18 protein-coding genes are annotated in these 18,412 nt (G+C 67.8%); 11 read left to right on the forward strand and 7 right to left on the reverse strand.

Going from position 1 to position 18,412, the window contains the following annotated elements; all coding sequences use genetic code 11:
• The first annotated feature begins 10 nt into the window (after positions 1-10).
• The gene (purM, locus tag B9Y70_RS11685; protein ID WP_085550444.1) at positions 11-1,075 is read left to right on the forward strand and encodes a phosphoribosylformylglycinamidine cyclo-ligase; all 1,065 of its coding nucleotides are present in this window, start codon (positions 11-13) and stop codon (positions 1,073-1,075) included.
• 90 nt (positions 1,076-1,165) lie between these two features.
• Here purM and B9Y70_RS11690 read toward each other — a convergent pair whose 3' ends face one another.
• Both B9Y70_RS11690 and ygfZ read right to left on the reverse strand, forming a co-directional pair.
• Positions 1,166-1,399: a DUF3073 domain-containing protein gene (locus B9Y70_RS11690; RefSeq protein WP_085550445.1), complete on the reverse strand. Its 234-nt coding sequence runs from the start codon at positions 1,397-1,399 to the stop codon at positions 1,166-1,168.
• Positions 1,400-1,646: 247 nt separating this feature from the next.
• Positions 1,647-2,720 (reverse strand): CAF17-like 4Fe-4S cluster assembly/insertion protein YgfZ, encoded by a 1,074-nt coding sequence (gene ygfZ / locus B9Y70_RS11695; RefSeq protein ID WP_085550446.1) that lies wholly within the window; start codon positions 2,718-2,720, stop codon positions 1,647-1,649.
• 42 nt (positions 2,721-2,762) lie between these two features.
• Between ygfZ and B9Y70_RS11700 the strand changes: the two genes are divergently transcribed.
• Positions 2,763-3,686 (forward strand): aminodeoxychorismate lyase, encoded by a 924-nt coding sequence (locus tag B9Y70_RS11700; RefSeq protein WP_085550447.1) that lies wholly within the window; start codon positions 2,763-2,765, stop codon positions 3,684-3,686.
• Positions 3,687-3,767: 81 nt separating this feature from the next.
• Positions 3,768-4,439 carry a MerR family transcriptional regulator gene (locus tag B9Y70_RS11705; RefSeq protein ID WP_085550448.1) on the forward strand — a complete coding sequence of 224 codons (672 nt, stop codon included), beginning with the start codon at positions 3,768-3,770 and terminating at the stop codon, positions 4,437-4,439.
• On the opposite strand, the gene B9Y70_RS11710 is transcribed toward B9Y70_RS11705, so the two are convergent.
• A complete protein-coding gene (locus B9Y70_RS11710) occupies positions 4,436-5,146 on the reverse strand; it encodes a heme-binding beta-barrel domain-containing protein (protein ID WP_085550449.1) in 711 nt (236 codons plus the stop codon). The genes B9Y70_RS11705 and B9Y70_RS11710 overlap by 4 nt on opposite strands.
• 165 nt (positions 5,147-5,311) lie before the next feature.
• Between B9Y70_RS11710 and B9Y70_RS11715 the strand changes: the two genes are divergently transcribed.
• Positions 5,312-6,349, forward strand: a complete 1,038-nt coding sequence (locus B9Y70_RS11715; RefSeq protein WP_085550450.1) for a diacylglycerol/lipid kinase family protein — start codon at positions 5,312-5,314, stop codon at positions 6,347-6,349.
• On the opposite strand, the gene B9Y70_RS11720 is transcribed toward B9Y70_RS11715, so the two are convergent.
• On the reverse strand, positions 6,346-7,110 hold the full coding sequence (locus tag B9Y70_RS11720) for an LmeA family phospholipid-binding protein (RefSeq protein WP_085550451.1): 765 nt from the start codon (positions 7,108-7,110) through the stop codon (positions 6,346-6,348). The two genes, B9Y70_RS11715 and B9Y70_RS11720, sit on opposite strands and share 4 nt — an antisense overlap.
• A 33-nt stretch (positions 7,111-7,143) precedes the next feature.
• Between B9Y70_RS11720 and mshD the strand changes: the two genes are divergently transcribed.
• The 6 genes from mshD to B9Y70_RS11750 all read left to right on the forward strand — a co-directional run bounded on the left by mshD (position 7,144) and on the right by B9Y70_RS11750 (position 13,782).
• Positions 7,144-8,034, forward strand: coding sequence for a mycothiol synthase (mshD, locus tag B9Y70_RS11725; RefSeq protein ID WP_085550452.1), 891 nt, complete (start codon positions 7,144-7,146; stop codon positions 8,032-8,034).
• Between the two features lie 294 nt (positions 8,035-8,328).
• Positions 8,329-9,468 (forward strand): phosphate ABC transporter substrate-binding protein PstS, encoded by a 1,140-nt coding sequence (gene pstS, locus B9Y70_RS11730; RefSeq protein WP_085550453.1) that lies wholly within the window; start codon positions 8,329-8,331, stop codon positions 9,466-9,468.
• A 194-nt stretch (positions 9,469-9,662) separates the two neighbouring features.
• On the forward strand, positions 9,663-10,727 hold the full coding sequence (pstC, locus tag B9Y70_RS11735; RefSeq protein ID WP_085550454.1) for a phosphate ABC transporter permease subunit PstC: 1,065 nt from the start codon (positions 9,663-9,665) through the stop codon (positions 10,725-10,727).
• Positions 10,728-10,740: 13 nt separating this feature from the next.
• On the forward strand, positions 10,741-11,667 hold the full coding sequence (gene pstA, locus B9Y70_RS11740; protein ID WP_085550455.1) for a phosphate ABC transporter permease PstA: 927 nt from the start codon (positions 10,741-10,743) through the stop codon (positions 11,665-11,667).
• A 38-nt stretch (positions 11,668-11,705) separates the two neighbouring features.
• Positions 11,706-12,479 (forward strand): phosphate ABC transporter ATP-binding protein PstB, encoded by a 774-nt coding sequence (gene pstB, locus B9Y70_RS11745; protein WP_085550456.1) that lies wholly within the window; start codon positions 11,706-11,708, stop codon positions 12,477-12,479.
• Positions 12,480-12,624: 145 nt separating this feature from the next.
• Positions 12,625-13,782 carry a cytochrome P450 gene (locus B9Y70_RS11750; RefSeq protein ID WP_085550457.1) on the forward strand — a complete coding sequence of 386 codons (1,158 nt, stop codon included), beginning with the start codon at positions 12,625-12,627 and terminating at the stop codon, positions 13,780-13,782.
• On the opposite strand, the gene phoU is transcribed toward B9Y70_RS11750, so the two are convergent.
• Both phoU and dusB read right to left on the reverse strand, forming a co-directional pair.
• Complete coding sequence (gene phoU, locus B9Y70_RS11755; RefSeq protein WP_085550458.1) at positions 13,783-14,538, reverse strand: phosphate signaling complex protein PhoU; 756 nt, start codon at positions 14,536-14,538, stop codon at positions 13,783-13,785.
• An 82-nt stretch (positions 14,539-14,620) separates the two neighbouring features.
• A complete protein-coding gene (gene dusB, locus B9Y70_RS11760; RefSeq protein WP_085550459.1) occupies positions 14,621-15,766 on the reverse strand; it encodes a tRNA dihydrouridine synthase DusB in 1,146 nt (381 codons plus the stop codon).
• 268 nt (positions 15,767-16,034) lie between these two features.
• On the opposite strand from dusB, the gene B9Y70_RS11765 reads away from it, so the two are divergent.
• A complete protein-coding gene (locus B9Y70_RS11765; RefSeq protein ID WP_085550460.1) occupies positions 16,035-17,543 on the forward strand; it encodes an acetyl-CoA hydrolase/transferase family protein in 1,509 nt (502 codons plus the stop codon).
• A gap of 63 nt (positions 17,544-17,606) precedes the next feature.
• Here B9Y70_RS11765 and B9Y70_RS13185 read toward each other — a convergent pair whose 3' ends face one another.
• On the reverse strand, positions 17,607-18,260 hold the full coding sequence (locus tag B9Y70_RS13185) for an SLAC1 family transporter (RefSeq protein WP_338025226.1): 654 nt from the start codon (positions 18,258-18,260) through the stop codon (positions 17,607-17,609).
• Positions 18,261-18,412: the final 152 nt, after the last annotated feature.

The raw sequence follows: 18,412 nt of genomic DNA on the forward strand, positions 1-18,412 counted from the left end.
TGAAGAACCCATGACCGACAACCAGGGTGCCTCCTACGCCGCCGCCGGAGTCGACATCGAGGCCGGCGACCGCGCCGTCGAGCTTTTCGCCCCGCTGGCCAAGCGTGCCACCCGGCCGGAGGTCCGCGGCGGACTCGGTGGCTTCGCCGGCCTCTTCGCGCTCGGCAAGTACAAGGAGCCGCTCCTGGCCGCCGGCTCCGACGGCGTGGGCACCAAGCTCGCCGTCGCCCAGGCCATGGACAAGCACGACACCATCGGCATCGACCTCGTCGCCATGTGCGTCGACGACCTCGTCGTCTGCGGTGCCGAGCCGCTGTTCCTGCAGGACTACATCGCCATCGGCAAGGTCGTCCCCGAGCATGTCGCGCAGATCGTCGCCGGCATCGCCGAGGGTTGCGTCCAGGCCGGTTGCGCCCTCCTCGGTGGCGAGACCGCCGAGCACCCCGGCGTCATGGAGCCGGGCCACTACGACGTCTCCGCCACCGCCGTCGGCGTCGTTGAGGCCGACGAGCTGCTCGGCCCCCACCTGGTGCGCTCCGGCGACATCATCATCGGCATGGCCTCCTCCGGCCTGCACTCCAACGGCTACTCCCTCGCCCGCCACGTCCTCCTGGAGAAGGCCGGCCTGCCGCTCGACGGCTACGTCGAGGAGCTGGGCCGCACCCTCGGTGAGGAGCTGCTCGAGCCGACCCGCATCTACGCCAAGGACTGCCTGGCCCTGGCCGCCGAGTGCCACGTCCGTACCTTCTGCCACGTCACCGGCGGTGGCCTGGCCGGCAACATGGAGCGCATCATCCCCGAGGGCCTGGTCGCCGAGATGAACCGCGCCACCTGGACCCCGGGCCAGATCTTCCGCACCATCGCCGACCTGGGCAAGGTCCCGCGCGAGGAGATGGAGAAGACCTTCAACATGGGTGTCGGTATGGTCGCCATCGTGTCCCCGGAGGACCGCGACCGCGCCCTGGCCATGCTCACCGCCCGTCACATCGACGCCTGGGAGCTCGGCACCGTCCGCGCCGCCACCGTCGGCGAGACCCAGCGCGCCATCCTCGGGGGCGAGCACCCCGGCTACTGACCGGCGCACGTTTCGCCGGGGGAACATGGCCCCCGGCACGACAAAGGCGCGGCACCTGTGACGGTGACCGCGCCTTTTGTCTGACCGGTGTCAGCGGCCGGAGTAGGACGCACCCTGCGGGTCGTCCTCATCCTCATCGGACCAGTCCGCGTACTCGGCGTACTGATCGTCCTGGTCGTCATCGACTCCAGCGTCATCGTAGGAACGGCGAGGACTCTGCGAAGCGAGTTCGCGCTGGAGTGAGTCCAGATCCATTTCGGGCGTGTTGTACTTGAGCTGGCGTGCAACCTTGGTCTGCTTTGCCTTTGCGCGACCGCGTCCCATGGCCTGACCCCCTTGAGGTATGTGAGGGCGATCCAGGGAATTCGGATGCCCCATCGGCTTTACGTCTGTGTGTATTCCTGAAGAACACAATAGCGTGAATGGTTGGAAAATGCCTCACCGGGTCGCTGAGCATGGCAATTGAGGGACAGATAGAGAAAAACACAAGATCACTGTGACGAATCCGGGGGTGGCCGGGGGTGGCGTCTGCGAAGTTGGCGAAGAAAGGTCGCCGACCGTTAGCGGGTGCTTAGCGACGCCCCCGCAGCCTCTCCACCGCCGCCCGGCCCGCCTGCTCACCGCGCTCCTCCGGCAGTGACGTCGGATCGACCATGACGGACACGTCCCCGACCTGCAGCTCCTGCTCCAGGGCCGAACGCTTGATCACGGCGAGCGCGACGGGGCCGAAGTCGCAGTCGTGGACGACGGTGCCCAACCGCCCCAGGGCCCGGCCGCCGGCGGGGCCGACGATGTCCGATCCGGGGGTGGGGGCCTCCGGTGCGGAACCGTCGAGCTGCAGCATGACGAGCACGCGCGGAGAGCGGCCCAGGTTCTCCACCCGGGCGACCGTCTCCTGGCCGCGGTAACAACCCTTATCCAGATGCACCGCCCCCGGGCGCTCCTCCCGGCCGATCCAGGCGGGCACCTCGTGGGGGATGGACTTGTCGTCGAGGTCGATGCCCCGCTCCGGTTCAAGGGCGCGCACGCGTTCGGCGGTGAAGGCCATGAGCCCCGCCAGCCGGACGCCCTCCGCCAAGAGGGCCTCGACCACCGCCACCAGGTCCGCGCGCGGAACCAGCAGGTCACGGCGCTGCATGGTGGTCCACGATCCCTCCCGCACCAGCACCCCCTCCGGCACCTCGACCGGCGCGCCCAGCAGGGTGAGCACCGCCAGATCCGCCTCCGCGATCTCCACCTGGGACCAGAAGATCATCTTCTGCAGGAACGACAGGAAGGACTCGAACTGCCCGGCCGGCAGGTCGAGGAGGAAGCCCTCCTCCGTGCGCAGGACATCGGCGTGGTGGAGGATATGGCCCTGGATGTCGAGGTCGAGGGCGGAGGCGGCGTAACCGACGGGGACGTCGAGAAGCTTCTGGGACAGCAGATTGTTGAGGAACTCGGCCGCGTCCGGGCCCGTCACCTGCGCCACCCGGCGGTGGGAGCGGTCGACGGTGATCGTGCCGGACTGCGCATGGCGCTGTTCCCCGAGCGGATCCCCGTAGTGCCAGGCGACGCCGGTGGCGTTGAGAAGCGTGTCGGTGTCCTGCAGGGCAGCGGCACCGGGTCGATCGAGCAGGGGGGAAGCGTACGTAGTGGAGGTCACACACCCGATGGTAGCCCGCGTTACGGGGCATAATGCAAGGATATGGACTCCTCCTCGCCCATCATCTACGTCGTCGAGCCCTACGGCGGGTCGATCCGGCGCCACAATTCGGCGCTGCCGCTCATCTACTGGGACGACGCCGCCGTGACCCGCGGTGACGGTGTCTTTGAGACCCTGCTCATCCGCGACGGCCACCCCGCCAACCTGCAGCGTCATCTGGATCGTTTCCGGGCGTCGGCACGCCTCTTGGAACTGCCCGAGCCCAACGGGGAAGACTGGATCGCCGCCACCCGGGAGGCCGTCACCGAGTGGTCGCAGCGCTCCGAGGAGGACGCGAAATGCGTCTGGACCTACACCCGCGGCCGCGAGACCACCGGCCATCCCAGCGCCTGGCTCACCCTGACACCTGTCGCGGATTCCGTGCTCAAGCAGCGGAAGAAGGGCGTCAAGGTGATGACCAGCCCCCGCGGCTTCAGCATCGACACCTCGCTCCCCGGCGTCGACGAGGCCACCGAGGGCGGTGACCCCAAGCCCGCCCCCTGGCTCACCGTCGGCGCCAAGACCCTCAACTACGCGGCGAACATGGCGGCCCTCCGCTACGCTCGCAGCCGCGGCTTCGACGACGTCATCTACGTCGACCCCGGCACCGGGCGAGTGCTCGAGGGGGCGACCTCGACCGTCATCACCGTCCGCTCCGGCGGCAAACTGCGCACCCCGGTCCCCGGCGGTGACATTCTCCCCGGCACCACCCAGGCCGCCCTGTTCGAGTATGCCGAGGAGGAGGGTTGGCGCTGCAAGGCCAAGGACATGACCGTCGAGCGGCTTCTCGACGCCGAGTCCGTCTGGCTCGTCTCCTCCGTCCGCGTCGCGGTGCGCGTCACCGAGATCGACGGTGTACCGCTGCCCGCCCCCGACAACGAGGACGAGGTCCGCGACCTCATCAACTCCGCGCTGGGCGCCGAATAAGCACCCGCTGCAGCTGGACCCAGGCGGCGGCCACCAGGAGCAGCAGGCCCACGACCAGCCAGAACAGCACCGGATCAGGTCATGGTCACTATCCGAGAAGGCCGCGTGAAACTGCAGGCGCTGTCCGCCACCACCGGTGTCACGGTGCCGAGCATCAAGTACTACTTGCGCGAGGGCCTGCTGCACCCCGGGGTGAAGAAGAACGCGACGACTGCCGTCTACGACGACACCCACCGCGCCCGACTCGATCTCATCCAGGCGCTGCGGCAGATCGTCGGCACGCCGGTCGGTGAGATCCGCCGACTGATCACACTCATCGACACCCCCGCCCCGGTCATCGACATCATGAGCGCCGCCCAGGCGCTGGGTGCGGCGGCCGTGTTCCCCGGCGATGATGATGAAACGGGTCAGCCCGCGCAGGAACTCGTTGCTCATCTGCTGCGCGACCGGGGCTGGCCGGATCGCGCGTCAGCAGCGCGGCGGGGTGTGGAGAAGCTCCTCACCGAGATGGCCGCCGAGGGCTACCTGCCCGCCGTCGACTACCTGGAGGACCTCACCCGGATCATCGACGAGCTCAGCGCCCTCGACCTCGGAACCACCGTCCCGCCGGGTGCCGGCGACGGGCCGGGTGACCTCGACCGCCTGGCGATGCGCGTCGCCGTCGGGACCTACCGCCATTCGCGGCTGCTCGTGGCGCTGCTGCAGCTGGGGCACGCCTCCCACAGCATCCGCCGCTACGATCCGCAGGCCTAGCCTGCGATGCGGGTGAGCTGCGCCGACATGCGCGGGCGCATCTCACCGTCGACGAGGCGCTCGTCGACCCAGCCGAGATCGTTGTTCGGCATGAGGCCGTAGAGGCGCTTGCCCGGGCCGAGCGTGGCGGAGCAGCTCGACGTCACCATCGTCGAGGCGGTCTCGATCTGCCAGGCGCGCTCGTTGACCGGCTCGCCGTAGAAGATCTCCGCGACACCGGTCGAGTGGGTGCATACGACCTCGATCTCGTCCTGCAGGGAAATGCGCCAGAAACCGGACTCGCGGTGGTCGGGGCCGACCGGGTTGCCCTCGGTGTCGATCTTCCACACGCGGGACTCGTAGGTGAGGTAGTTCTCGCCGTCGTGGGCGAAGATGAGCTGCTGGCCGAAGGTGTACTGGCCCTCGCCCGGCATGTCGGCCTGGCCCTCACCGCGCCACACGCCGACCAGCGGCAGCAGCGCCAGGAGTCCGTCGTGGATGTTCGGGCCGTGGCGGAGGTTGGCGGTGTCGTCGGGCAGCGGGATCTCACCGAGGTCGAGCGGCGGAATGTTGCGGTGCGCGGTGTTCTTCGCCTGCTCGGCGGCCAGGTTGACGGCGTCGCTGCCGCTCAGGCCGGGGGTCTGCTCGGGGTGCTGGGCGGGGGAGTCGGCGGCCGCGGCGGCGTCGCCGGGGGTGTCGGACGGGGTGTTCTTCGGCTGCTCAGTCATGGGATACAGCCTAGACGGGGCGGTGGCGCGTGCGCACGTACCCCTTTGTGTTCCGGCGCCCTCCGGCGACCTGGGCTTTTCCCCGGGCCGTCTCCACAAACGGGTACGCCACAACGCGGGCGCCGTCCAGCGGAGACAGCGGTGCCCCGGCTAGGCTGAACTTCCGTGCGCGTCCTGTTGATAGCGAACCCGAACTCCACCAGCCAGAGCGCCGGCCTGTTCCGCCGGATCATCCCGCTCCTGCGCTCGGTGGAGGGGTTGCGCCTCACCGGTCGCTTCACCCATCACCCCGGTCACGCGGAGGAGATCTGCACCGGCCTGACCAGGGATGATGTGGATCTGGTCGTGGTCGTCGGCGGGGACGGCACCGTCAACGAGGCCCTCAACGGGATGCTCGGACCGGTGGGGGAGGACACCCCGGAGGCCGCCGACCTGCCGGCCCTGGCGGTCATCCCCACCGGCTCGGCCAACGTGTTCACCCGCGCCCTGGGCTTCCCGCCCGACCCGGTGGCCGCCACGGCGATGCTCGCCTCCCTCATCCGCGCGGACCTGCGCCGCACCATCTGCCTGGGGACGTGGAACGAGCGGTGGTTCGCGGTCAACGCCGGCTTCGGGATGGACGCCGATGTGGTCGCCCGCGTCGACGAGGCCCGCACCCTGGGGTTTGCGGCCACACCCCTGCGCTACCTGGCCGTGTGCCTGCTGGTGTGGACCCGTGCGCAGCTGCGTCCCCCGCGGATCGACGTCACCGCCACCGCCCCCGACAGCCGGACGCTCTCCCTGCAGCGTGTGCCCCTGTTCGTCGCCTCGAACACCAACCCGTGGACCTTCCTCGGGCCTCTGCCGGTGGTGACCAACCCGCGCAACTCCTTCGATCGCGGCCTGGGGCTGTTCGGTCTCACCAGTCTGCAGGGTCTGCGGGGAGCGGCGAGCATGCTCCACCTCATCGGTTTCGGCCACCGGACGGTCATCGAGGACTGGATCCGGGGCCGTACCGTCCAGTTCGACGACGCCTCCGAGGTGCTCCTCGAGTGCCCGGAGCCGCAGCCCTTCCAGGCGGACGGCGAGTACGAGGGCGAGTTCGCCCGCGCGCACCTGGGCAGCCGCCGGGATGTCGTCGAGGTGTATGCCCCGCGGCAGGCCTACCCGGTGGCCTCACGCACGTGGCGGCAGGTGGTCCGCGACGTGTTCCGGATCCACTAGTCCCCGGTCACCTCGACGGGGGAGAGCGCGGACATCGCGACGGAGACGTTGAAGCGCTGCGCCTCGAAGAAGATGGAGCCGCCGGACATGTTGACGGTGCTGGCGCGGCCGGCGAGCGGGAGCTTACGGGTGTCGAGGGTGAGCGTGAAGGCGTCGCGGACGGCCTGTGCCTCCTCATCGGTCTGGTCGGCGGGGGCGTCGACGAGCTCGCGGGGGGTCATGCGGAATTCGTCGCCCACCAGCCGCAGGTCGACGATGACGGTGGAGGGTTCACGCTGGTGGAAGGGGGTGCCGGTGAGCTGGGCCTCGGCGGCGACACCGCCGGCGGGGGAGATGTCGTAGGGGTGGGAGATGTCGAGGTCGGTCATGTCGAGCAGCCTGCCGAGCGCCACCCCGTCGAGGCGGATGGTGCGGGTGAAGGAGCGGGCGGGGGCACCGGAGATGTCGCCGGTGAGCACCTGGTCGCGGGTGACCTGCACCTCGGTGAGGCGGGTCTGCGCGTTGACCATGCCGAGCTCGGCGACGTCGACGTCCAGGGCGTGGACGCTGATCGAGGGGATCTCACCCGTGGCCAGCGCCGCGAGATACGGGACGCCGTCGACGTTGACACGGGGGCTGACGTCCAGGCGGGCCGCCTCCTCGACGTCCCGGGAGATGGCGCGTTCCACCCGGGAGGCCGCGATGCTGTCGACGAGCCATCCGGCGCCGACCAGGACGGCGAGGACGGTGACGATGATCAGCGGCAGACGAGGAACGTACACCTTTATATATGTACCAGCGTTACGCTGGGGTCCATGACGATCCAGCCGATTGACCTGACCGCTGACCCGGTACGTGCCGCCGCCGTCCGGACGTTGCTTGCCGACGCCGCCCGCGTCGACGGTGTCGATCCCTTCTCCGAGCAGTTCCTCCTCGGTCTTGACGATGCGCGTCGCGGGCACCGGCATCTCGTCGCCCTCGACGGTGACGAGGTGCAGGGCATCGCCGCCGGCGACGGTTCCTCGTGGGAGCTGACCGTGGCCCCTGCCCATCGACGCCGGGGCATCGGCACCGCCCTGCTGGAGGCCGTCGGAGGGGATGATGTGTGGGCCCACGGGAATCTGCCGGCCGCCCGGGCGCTGGCGCAGGGGCAGGGCCGGGAGATGACCCGCCGTCTGCTGGTCATGGCGGTGGAGGGGGACGCGCTGCGGGCGGCCGCCGGGTTCACGGCACCGGAGGGCGTCGAGGCGCTGGATCTGCCCACCGCGGTGGAACGCCACGGCCGTGACGTGGTCGAGGAGGCGTGGCTGGAGGCCAACAACGACGCCTTCTCCTGGCACCCGGAGCAGGGTGGATGGGACCGTGAGCGGCTGACCCGGGCGCAGGAGGTCGACTGGTTCGCGGCGGAGGACGTCCTCTTCCTGTGGGCGGAGGGGGAGCCTGAACTGGCTGGATTCCACTGGACGAAGTGGCACACCGAGGAGGACCCCGCGTTCGGTGAGGTCTACGTCGTGGGCCTGGCGTCCGGCTACCGGGGCCGGGGTCTGGGAGGACCGCTGCTGCAGCTGGGGCTGGAGCACATGGTGTCCAAGGGGGCCGGGAAGGTGATCCTCTACGTGGAGGCGGACAACGCCCCGGCCGTGAAGGTGTACGAGGATCTCGGATTCCACGTTTCTGAGGAACACGTCGTGTGGAGCCTGGGATAGTTAACAATCACCTGGGAAGTGTGATCCATAGCCCACTTTCGGGTGACAGGACTTACAAAATACCCGGTCAGAGCGAAAAGTTCTCGTAATGCTCGACAACTGTTAACTCGTTGTTCACGAAACCTGACCACTCCGGTTAACCAGGGGGCCCTAGCTTTAGTGGACGTGAGCAACAACGCTGCCTGCTCCCGGTGTGTAGACACTGAGAGCAGGCTGGATTAATGGGACACCTGACTGGTTCCATGTGTTGCTCGGACCACCACACTGACTGATCTGTACCGGAAAGGTTCTCCCGTGATCCGTAACTTCAAGCGCACCGCTGCCATCCTCGGCGTCGTCGCCGCCGGCTCCGCCGCTCTCGTCGCCTGTGGCGACTCCGACAACGGCTCTGCCGACACCGACACCACCGCCACCACCGCTGCTGAGGGCGGCGAGGGCGCGGAGGGCACCACCGACGGCCTCTCCGGCACCTCCGGTCAGCTGGTCGCTGAGGGTGCTTCCTCCCAGCAGAACGCCATGAACTACTTCGGCCAGAAGTACCAGGAGGCCGTCTCCGGCGCCTCCCTGGCCTACAACGCCACCGGTTCCGGTGCAGGCCGCACCAACTTCATCGGCGGCCAGGTCATGTTCGCCGGTTCCGACTCCCCGCTGTCCGACGATCAGGTCGAGCCGGCCGCAGAGCGTTGCGGTGGCAACGAGGCATGGCACCTGCCGTTCGTCATCGGCCCGGTCGCCATCGCCTACAACCTCGAGGGTGTCGAGGACCTCAACCTCAGCGTCGACACCGTCGCCAAGATCTTCAAGGGCGAGATCACCAAGTGGAACGACGAGGCCATCGCCGCCGAGAACGAGGGCGTCGAGCTTCCGGACACCGACATCTCGGTCGTCTACCGCTCCGACGAGTCCGGCACCACCGACAACTTCCAGAAGTTCCTCGGTGCCGCCACCGACATCTGGGAGACCGAGGGTCAGGTCTTCCCGTCCGAGGTCGGCGAGGGCGCCAACGGCTCCAACGGTGTCGCCTCCCAGGTCACCGCCATCGACGGCGGCATCACCTACGTCGAGTCCGGCTTTGCCGAGCAGCAGGGCCTGGGCATCGCCAACCTGGACTTCGGTGCCGGCCCGGTCGAGCTCAACAAGGAGTCCGTGGGCGTCGCCCTGGACAACCTGCAGTTCGCTTCCGAGGGCCACGACATGGTCGTCGACACCGAGGCTCTCTTCGGCTCCGACGCCGAGGGCGCCTACCCGCTCATCCTGACCACCTACGAGATCGTCTGCTCGGCCGGCTACGACGAGTCGACCTCCGCCATGGTCAAGGACTTCCTCAAGGTTGCTCTGGACTCCCAGGACGAGCAGCTCCAGGAGCTGGGCTACATCCCGGTTACCGGTGCCCACGCTGAGCGCCTGGCTGAGGCCGTCGACGCAATCCAGTAACAACCCTGGGGCCTGACCGGGTGATGTTCATCACCCGGGAGGGCGTCCGGACCGCCCCAATGTGGCTGCGGTCAAACATGAAAGCAGCCCCCGTGAGCGATCTGCCATCGGGGGCGCTGTCACGTCCTGAGCACTTGTTTCGGGGCGCGACACACTAACCGTCATATCCCTTTCTTTCGAAGGATCTACGCCTTATGGCAAGCAACCGACCGACCACGGATGAGCAGGTGACCGCGGCCGACCAGCCGATCACCAACTCCGTGGGCACCATCGGCACCACGCAGCAGCCTGATGCCCCGGATCACTCGGACATCAAGGCCTCCGGTGGCGTCAAGCGTCCCGGTGACCGCATCTTCGAGTTCCTCTCCACCGCCTCCGCGACCCTGATCACCGTCCTCATCGCGGCGATCGGCCTCTTCCTGATCTGGCGTGCGGTCCCGTCCCTCAACCGCAACGCCGAAGGCTGGATGGGTTTCTTCACCTACACCGGCCCGTGGAACACCTCCAACACCGAGGCGATGCTTTTCGGTATCCCGAACCTGTTCGCGGTCACCGTCCTCATCTCCGTTGTCGCACTGCTCATCGCCATGCCGGTCGCCCTCGGTATCGCGATCTTCCTGTCGAACTACGCCCCGAAGCGCGCCGTCAAGCCGCTCGGTTACCTCGTCGACATGCTCGCCGCGGTCCCGTCGATCGTCTACGGTCTGTGGGGTTGGCAGGTGCTCGGCCCGGCACTGTCCGGCTTCTACGAGTGGGTCCACGGCTGGGGCGGCAACTTCTTCCTGTTCGCCACCTACGCCAACTCCCCGTCGTTCGCCACCGGCCGCAACATCCTCACCGGCGGCATCGTCCTGGCCGTGATGATCCTCCCGGTCATCGCCGCCACCGCCCGCGAGGTCTTCGTCCAGACCCCGCGCGGCCAGATCGAGGCCGCCCTGGCCCTCGGCGCCACCCGCTGGGAGGTCGTCCGCATGACCGTGCTGCCGTTCGGTCTCTCCGGTTACATCTCCGGCTCCATGCTGGGCCTGGGTCGTGCGCTCGGTGAGACCATGGCTCTGTACATGGTCGTCTCGCCGTCCTCGGCCTTCCGCTTCTCGCTGTTCGACGGTGGCACCACCTTCGCCACCGCCATCGCGAACGCCGCCCCCGAGTTCAACAACGACATTCAGGCGGGTGCCTACATCGCCGCCGGTCTGGTGCTGTTCCTCCTGACCTTCGTCGTGAACTCCATCGCCCGTGCCCTCGTGGCCAAGAAGTAGACGGAGGAAAACAATGACCGACAACGTCAACACCGTCACCCCGACTGCCACCGCACTGGGCTCCGGCAGCTCCTTCACCCACATCTCCCAGTCCCGCAAGACCACCAACACCGTGGCCACCGTCCTGGTGTACGCCACCATGGCCCTGGCCATGGTCCCGCTGGTGTGGGTGCTGTGGACCGTCATCGCCCGCGGTATCTCCCCGATCCTCAACGCCGCCTGGTGGACCGAGTCCCAGGCCTCCGTGCTGTACCACACCGCCGGTGGTGGTGCGGCCCACGCCATCGTCGGTACGCTCATGCAGACCGCGATCGCCTCGGCCCTGTCCGTCCCGATCGGCATCTTCACCGCGATCTACCTGGTCGAGTACGCCAACGGCAACCGCCTCGGCCGCATGACCACCTTCATGGTCGACATCCTCACCGGTGTCCCGTCGATCGTCGCCGCACTGTTCATCTTCACCACCTGGATCACCCTCTTCGGGTTCCAGCGTTCCGGCATGGCCGTCGCTCTGTCGCTGGTGCTGCTCATGGTGCCCGTCGTCGTCCGTAACACCGAGGAGATGCTCCGCGTGGTCCCGATGGACCTGCGCGAGGCCTCCTACGCGCTGGGTGTGCCCAAGTGGAAGACGATCGCCAAGATCGTCCTCCCGACGGCACTGTCCGGCATCGTCACCGGCATCATGCTGTCCATCGCCCGCGTCATGGGCGAGTCCGCCCCGGTCCTCATCCTCGTGGGTTCCACCCAGGCGATGAACCTCGACGCCATGACCGGCCCGCAGTCCTCCCTGCCGCTGATGATGCTCGACATGTACAAGGCCGGTACCTCGCCGGCGGTCCTCGACAAGCTGTGGGGCGCCGCCCTCACCCTGGTCCTCATCATCGCGCTGCTGAACATCGGCGCGCGCCTGATCTCCGCCAAGTTCTCGGTCAAGCAGTAGCTTCGGCCCGTCGATAAGCAAGAAACAAGGAGTTACTGATGTCCAAGCTCGAACTCAACGACGTCAACATCTACTACGGCGACTTCCACGCCGTGCAGAACGTCAACCTGCAGATCCCGGCCCAGGCCGTCACCGCATTCATCGGCCCGTCCGGCTGCGGTAAGTCCACCGTTCTCCGTACCCTCAACCGCATGCACGAGGTCATCCCGGGCGCCTACGTCAAGGGTGAGATCCTCCTCGACGGTGAGGACATCTACGGTTCCAAGGTCGACCCGGTCTCCGTGCGCAACACCATCGGCATGGTGTTCCAGAAGGCCAACCCGTTCCCGACCATGTCCATCGAGGACAACGTCGTCGCCGGACTCAAGCTCTCCGGCGAGAAGAACAAGAAGAAGCTCAAGGAGGTCGCGGAGAAGTCCCTGCGCGGCGCCAACCTGTGGGAGGAGGTCAAGGACCGCCTCGACAAGCCGGGTGGCGGCCTCTCCGGTGGTCAGCAGCAGCGTCTGTGCATCGCCCGCGCCATCGCCGTCGAGCCGGAGGTGCTCCTCATGGATGAGCCCTGCTCCGCTCTCGACCCGATCTCGACCCTCGCCGTGGAGGACCTCATCCACGAGCTCAAGGAAGAGTTCACCATCGTCATCGTGACCCACAACATGCAGCAGGCTGCCCGTGTGTCCGACAAGACCGCCTTCTACTCCCTCGAGGCCACCGGCAAGCCGGGCCGCCTCGTCGAGTTCGGTGACACGAAGAAGATCTTCGAGAACCCGGACCAGAAGGAGACCGAGGACTACATCGCCGGCCGCTTCGGATAAGCAGCCCACGCCCCACCCCGCTCCTGGTCCGAGCAACCCACAGTCAACCCGCAGGCCCGCCGTGCAGCACGCACGGTGGGCCTGCGGGCTTCCCTCTGCCTACACTGGGCCCGGAAGTATTGAACCGGGTAAAATAGGAGGAAATATGGGGCAGGGAGCAGACACCGTCAGGCTGGCAGGGCACCCGCCCCGGGACCTGGCCACCGTGCTGCAGGGGGCGAAGCGCTGCCCCGTGGTGCACACCGGCGAGGGTGACGTGGTGATCACCGGACATCCCGAGGTCGTGGCCGCGGCGGGGGATCCGGCCGTGTTCAGTTCCCGGGTGTCCTCCCATCTTCAGTTGCCCAACGGACTCGACGGGGAGGAGCACGCCCGCTGGCGGGCGCTCATCGAGCGGTACCTGGAACGCGGGGTCGTCGATAAGCGGGGGCCGGAGTTCCGGGAGGCGGCGCGCACCGTGATCGCCGAGAGCCTGCCCGGGCCTCGGGGTGAGGTCGATGCCGTCACTGATCTGGGTACCCGCTACGCGGTACGCGCGATGACCACCTGGCTCGGCTGGCCACGGGAACTCGAAGGCCGGCTCGTCGCCTGGGTGGGGGACAACGCCGCCGCGACGCGGTCCGGGGACCGCGCGCGGACCGCCGCAGTGGCCGCGGACTTCGACCGGATCATCACCGCCGTCGTAGAACCGCGGCTCACGGACGACACCACCGCCGAGGGGGACGTCACCCGGCAGCTGATCACCGACACCAACTTCGGGCGGCCGCTGCACCGGGAGGAGATCGTCTCCGTCCTGCGCAACTGGACCGGCGGCGACCTCAGCTCCATGGCCCTGTGCATCGGCGTGATCCTCCACCGGCTGTCCACGGACACCGCCCTGCAGGAGCACCTGCGATTCGGCGTGCCGCAGGCGGAGTTCGAGGCGATCATCGACGAGATCCTGCGGTTGGACAGCCCGTTCGTCTCCAACCGGCGGGTCACCACCCGCCCCGTGACCATCGGTGGGGTGGACCTGCCGGAGGGGCAACGCGTGCGGCTGCACTGGACCGCCGCGAACCTCGATCCGGCGGCGTTCGGGGAGCCGGGGGAGTTCCGGCCAGACACCCACGCCGCCGCGAACCTCGTGTGGGGGACCGGCCCCCATGTGTGCCCGGGCCGGGCGCTGTCCATGGTGGAGATGCGGGCGTTCCTCGACGAACTGCTGGCGGCGGCGGTCGTGCGCCCGGGATCCGGCCCCGGAACACGGGCGACGCACCCGGTCGGCGGCTGGGAGAGCCTGCCGGTGCACCTGGAGCGGTGCTGACTACCCGGCGGGCGGGGGGCGGTGGCCGCGGTCGGAGAACTGGCGCTCCAGCTCGGCGAAGCGGGCGGCGATGTCGGCGTCGGCGCGGTCGCGCTCCTGCTTCTCGGTGTACTCGTCCGGGGTGAGGCCGGAGGTGAGGTAGACAATGCGGGCGGCGACGTTGACGCAGTGGTCGGCGTAGCGCTCGTAGTAGCGGGAGAGCAGGGCGACGTCGACGGCCTCGCGGGTGGTGTGCTCCCACTCGCGCATGGTGAGCATGGTGAGCATGTACTCGTTGAGGTCGTCGATGGCGTCGTCGTCCTCGTTGAGGACGAGGGCGACGTCGGCGTTGGGGTCGACGAGGATGTCGCGGGTCTTCTCGCCCATCTCCTCGACGAGGCGGGCCATCTCCTTGAAGTAGCCGAGGAGCTGCACCGGGATGGCGTGCTCCGGGTGGCGGCGGCGGGCGGCCTTGGCGATGTGAATGGCCAGGGCGGCCATGCGGTCGAAGTCCTCGACGATGTAGATGGAGGAGACGACCTGGCGGAGGTCGCGGGCGACCGGGCCCTCGAGGGCGAGGAGCTGGACGGCGCGGTCCTCGCAGCGCGTGCGGATCTCCTCGAGCGGCTCGGCGCAGGAGATGGCGTCCTCGGCGGGCTCGAGGGCGGCGTCGAGAAGCGCGGCGGAGGCATTGGTCATGATCGAACGCACCGTGTCGCACATGACGATGAGGTCATGGGCGAAGTTGTCCAGATGTTCCCGGTAAGCGATACGCATAAGACCCATCTTAAGGTGCACGAAACGGTTCCGCCGGGTCAGGCGAACCTAAAAGACATGAAATTGGAAATCACTAACCGGATCAACCACCGGAATGCATGATCTCCGCGCCGTCCGGGACGGTCGCGTCCTCCGGGTCGTCGAGCCACCCGTCGGGAAGCGCGACCTTGGAGGGGGAGCCCTGGCGGCCGCGGGCACCGTCGGAATCCTCGGCGACCGCCGCCGAGTCGGCCCACGGTGCGAGCAGCTCGCGCAGCTCCGCCAGTGTGGACACGCGGGCCAGGTTCGAGCGGACCTCACCGCCGACGGGGAAGCCGCGCAGGTACCAGCCCATGTGCTTGCGCAGGTCACGGCAGGCGTGCTGTTCACCGTCGTGCTCGGCGAGGAGCTCGGCGTGGCGCATGATGATGCGTGTGACCTCCCCGAGGGTGGGGGTGGGCGGCAGCGGCTCCCCGCGCAGCTCGGCGGAGAGCTCGGCGAACAGCCACGGGCGGCCGAGGCAGCCGCGGCCGACGACCACGCCGTCGCAACCGGTCTCGTCCATCATGCGGCGCGCGTCGGCTGCGGCGAAGATGTCGCCGTTGCCCAGGACGGGGATGCCGGAGCCGCGCAGGTGCTCGACGAGGGCGGTGATCTGCGACCAGTCGGCCTCACCGGAGTAGCGCTGGGCGGCGGTGCGGGCGTGGAGCGCCACGGCGGCCGCGCCCTCCTCGACCGCGATGCGGCCGGCGTCGAGATGCGTGTGGTGCTCGTCGTCGATGCCGACGCGGAACTTCACGGTCACCGGAATGTCTGTACCTTCGGTGGCGCGGACGGCGGCGGCGACGATGTTGCCGAAGAGGCGCCGCTTGTAGGGGATGGCCGAGCCGCCGCCCTTGCGGGTGACCTTCGGGACGGGGCAGCCGAAGTTCATGTCGATGTGGTCGGCCATGTTCTCGTCGACTATCATCTTCGCGGCCCGGTACGTGTACTCCGGGTCGGTGGTGTACAGCTGCATGCTCCGGGGGTTCTCGTCCGGGGCGAAGGTGGTCATGTGGAGGGTCTTCTCGTTGCGTTCGACGAGTGCTCGGGCGGTGATCATCTCGCAGACGTAGAGGCCGGAGACGGTGCCGGTCTTCTCGATCTCCTGCTCCCGGCACAGCGTGCGGAACGCCACGTTGGTCACGCCGGCCATGGGGGCCAGGACCACGGGGGAGTTCAGGGTCAGGGAGCCGATGTTCACAGTCACACCGCCATTCTCCCCCGCGGGGGTGGCGGGAACCAAACAACTCCGGGGTTCTCCCCGCAGTTTCCCCAGGAGGTGCCGTACGATTAACACAGTTGCGTGCTTTGCGGCGGCGTCACGCCATTTCCGCTAATGTGGTCACCGTAACTAAATGGCTCCTGTGTAACCGACACGACACTCGTGCGTGCGGTGCGGGTGCCGTACGACAACTCTCACAGACACTGCGGGCCCGCCACCGGAACGTGTGGCCCGGTAATCAGGAGGAACTTACATGTCCGATCGCATCGCCAACGACCTGCTCCGCGGCAAGGTCATGTCCGCCGACGAGGCAGCCCAGTTCATCGACAACGGTGACATCGTGGGTATGTCCGGCTTCACCGGCGCTGCCTACCCGAAGGCCATTCCGACCGCCATCGCCAACCGTGCGAAGGAGGCTCAGTCCAAGGGCGACGAGTACAAGGTGGACATCCTCACCGGTGCCTCCACGGCCCCGGACTGTGACGGTGTCATGGCTGAGGCAGGTGCGATCCGCTACCGCATGCCGTACCAGTCCGATCCGACCATGCGTAACGCCATCAACGCCGGCGAGATGAAGTACCAGGACATCCACCTGTCCCACTCCGGCCAGCAGGTCGAGCACGGCTTCTTCGGCAAGAACATCGACGTCGCCGTCGTCGAGGCCACCCGCATCACCGAGGAGGGCTACCTCATCCCGTCCTCCGGTGTCGGTAACAACGTCGACTACCTCGACTCCGCACGCAAGATCATCATCGAGGTCAACGAGTGGCAGTCCCTCGACCTCGAGGGCATGGCCGACGTCTACCGCATCCAGCACCTGCCGAACCGCACCCCGATCCCGATCATCAACTCCGGTGACCGCATCGGCAAGACCTACATCGACATCGACATCGACAAGGTCGTCGCCGTCGTCGAGACCAACGCCCCGGACCGCAACGCGCCGTTCAAGCCGATCGACGACATCTCCAAGAAGATCGCCGGCTACTTCCTCGACTTCCTCGAGGGTGAGGTCAAGGCCGGTCGCCTGGCGTACGACAACTACATCATGCAGTCCGGTGTCGGTAACGTCCCGAACGCCGTGATGGCCGGTCTGCTGGACTCCAAGTTCGAGAAGATCGAGGCCTACACCGAGGTCATCCAGGACGGCATGGTCGACCTCATCGACGCCGGCAAGATGACCGTCGCGTCCGCCACCTCCTTCTCCCTCTCCCCGGAGTACGCCGAGAAGATGAACGAGGAGGCCAAGCGCTACCGCGAGCACATCATCCTGCGCCCGCTGCAGGTCTCCAACCACCCGGAGGTCATCCGCCGCGTCGGCCTGATCTCCTCCAACGGCATGATCGAGGCCGACATCTACGGCAACATCAACTCCACCCACGTGGCCGGCTCCCGCATCATGAACGGTATCGGCGGCTCGGGCGACTTCACCCGTAACGCCCGCATCTCCACCTTCATCTCCCCGTCGGACGCCAAGGGCGGCGACATCTCCGCGATCGTCCCCTTCGCCTCCCACATCGACCACACCGAGCACGACGCCATGGTCGTCATCACCGAGCACGGTGTCGCCGACCTGCGTGGCCTGGCTCCGCGTGACCGCGTCGCCAAGATGATCGCTGTCGCCCACCCGGATTACCGCCCGCTGCTCGAGGAGTACGTCGAGCGCGCCAACGCCGGCAAGTTCCAGCAGACCCCGCACGATCTCGCGACCGCGCTGTCCTTCCACCAGCGCTTCCTCGAGACCGGCTCCATGAAGCAGAACTAGACCCCTGCTTATCGACGATCCCCCGTCGCCCGCCTCACCGCGGACGACGGGGGATCGGTCGTTCTACTCGGGCCGGAAGATCTGCCCCTGCGCCGCGGCCCAGGCGACGCGGCCGACGGCCCCGAGGACGATACCGGTGGCGGCGACGAGCGCGATGATCCCGAGGGCCGTGTGGAACCCGGAGCCGGTGGCCCCGGCCATCGCGACCGTCACGGTGGCGACGGTGGCCACGGGGAAGGTGTAGGCGAGGATCGGCAGGGAGAAGGGGAGCCTCATCAGGCGGGGCACCTGGGTGAGCAGCAGCAGGGCGAAGAACACGGCGGTGGCGTGGGGGACGATCCCCACCGGGTCGGCGAGGGAGCCGGTGAGTGACTGCCACGACAGTGCGACGACCGACGGCGGCGCGAGGAACGCGGCCAGGCCCTCGAGCGCGAGAGGGGCACCGAAGACGTCACCGACGAAGCGGGAGTACTCACTCCAGTTCATGCCGAACTGGAACTCCTGCACGATGCCCGTCACCACGCCCATGGCGAAGTTGATGAGGAAGAGGGTGCCGAAGAAACGCGTGGCCCGGTACCAGTGCTCCCTCCCCGTGACGTGCCAGGCGGTCTGCATGGCCGCCACCAGCGGGGCCAGGCCGATGGTGAGCGGGACGAAAATGAAGTGGTAGACGGTGGTGATGCCGAACTGCCACCGTGAGACATCGACGAGATCCAGTTCCACAGGAGAGCCTTTCCCGGCCGACACGACGATAGACCCACTTGTGGTGGGCCCGACCCTGGCATGCCGGTCGCGGTGAATAAAATGCGGGGTTACTGACCTAGTCGGACAGGTACCCGTGGAACGTTCCTGCTTCGTGACCGACATCT

This window comes from Corynebacterium pollutisoli (genome assembly GCF_900177745.1).
Taxonomy (GTDB): domain Bacteria; phylum Actinomycetota; class Actinomycetes; order Mycobacteriales; family Mycobacteriaceae; genus Corynebacterium; species Corynebacterium pollutisoli.

What these genes read in the sequence shown, in the direction of transcription:
- purM (WP_085550444.1), top strand. Translation starts at nt 11, where the DNA reads ATGACCGACAACCAGGGTGCCTCCTACGCCGCCGCCGGAGTCGACATC.
- B9Y70_RS11690 (WP_085550445.1), bottom strand. Translation starts at nt 1,399, where the DNA reads ATGGGACGCGGTCGCGCAAAGGCAAAGCAGACCAAGGTTGCACGCCAG.
- B9Y70_RS11700 (WP_085550447.1), top strand. Translation starts at nt 2,763, where the DNA reads ATGGACTCCTCCTCGCCCATCATCTACGTCGTCGAGCCCTACGGCGGG.
- B9Y70_RS11705 (WP_085550448.1), top strand. Translation starts at nt 3,768, where the DNA reads ATGGTCACTATCCGAGAAGGCCGCGTGAAACTGCAGGCGCTGTCCGCC.
- B9Y70_RS11710 (WP_085550449.1), bottom strand. Translation starts at nt 5,146, where the DNA reads ATGACTGAGCAGCCGAAGAACACCCCGTCCGACACCCCCGGCGACGCC.
- mshD (WP_085550452.1), top strand. Translation starts at nt 7,144, where the DNA reads ATGACGATCCAGCCGATTGACCTGACCGCTGACCCGGTACGTGCCGCC.
- pstC (WP_085550454.1), top strand. Translation starts at nt 9,663, where the DNA reads ATGGCAAGCAACCGACCGACCACGGATGAGCAGGTGACCGCGGCCGAC.
- pstA (WP_085550455.1), top strand. Translation starts at nt 10,741, where the DNA reads ATGACCGACAACGTCAACACCGTCACCCCGACTGCCACCGCACTGGGC.
- pstB (WP_085550456.1), top strand. Translation starts at nt 11,706, where the DNA reads ATGTCCAAGCTCGAACTCAACGACGTCAACATCTACTACGGCGACTTC.
- B9Y70_RS11750 (WP_085550457.1), top strand. Translation starts at nt 12,625, where the DNA reads ATGGGGCAGGGAGCAGACACCGTCAGGCTGGCAGGGCACCCGCCCCGG.
- phoU (WP_085550458.1), bottom strand. Translation starts at nt 14,538, where the DNA reads ATGCGTATCGCTTACCGGGAACATCTGGACAACTTCGCCCATGACCTC.
- B9Y70_RS11765 (WP_085550460.1), top strand. Translation starts at nt 16,035, where the DNA reads ATGTCCGATCGCATCGCCAACGACCTGCTCCGCGGCAAGGTCATGTCC.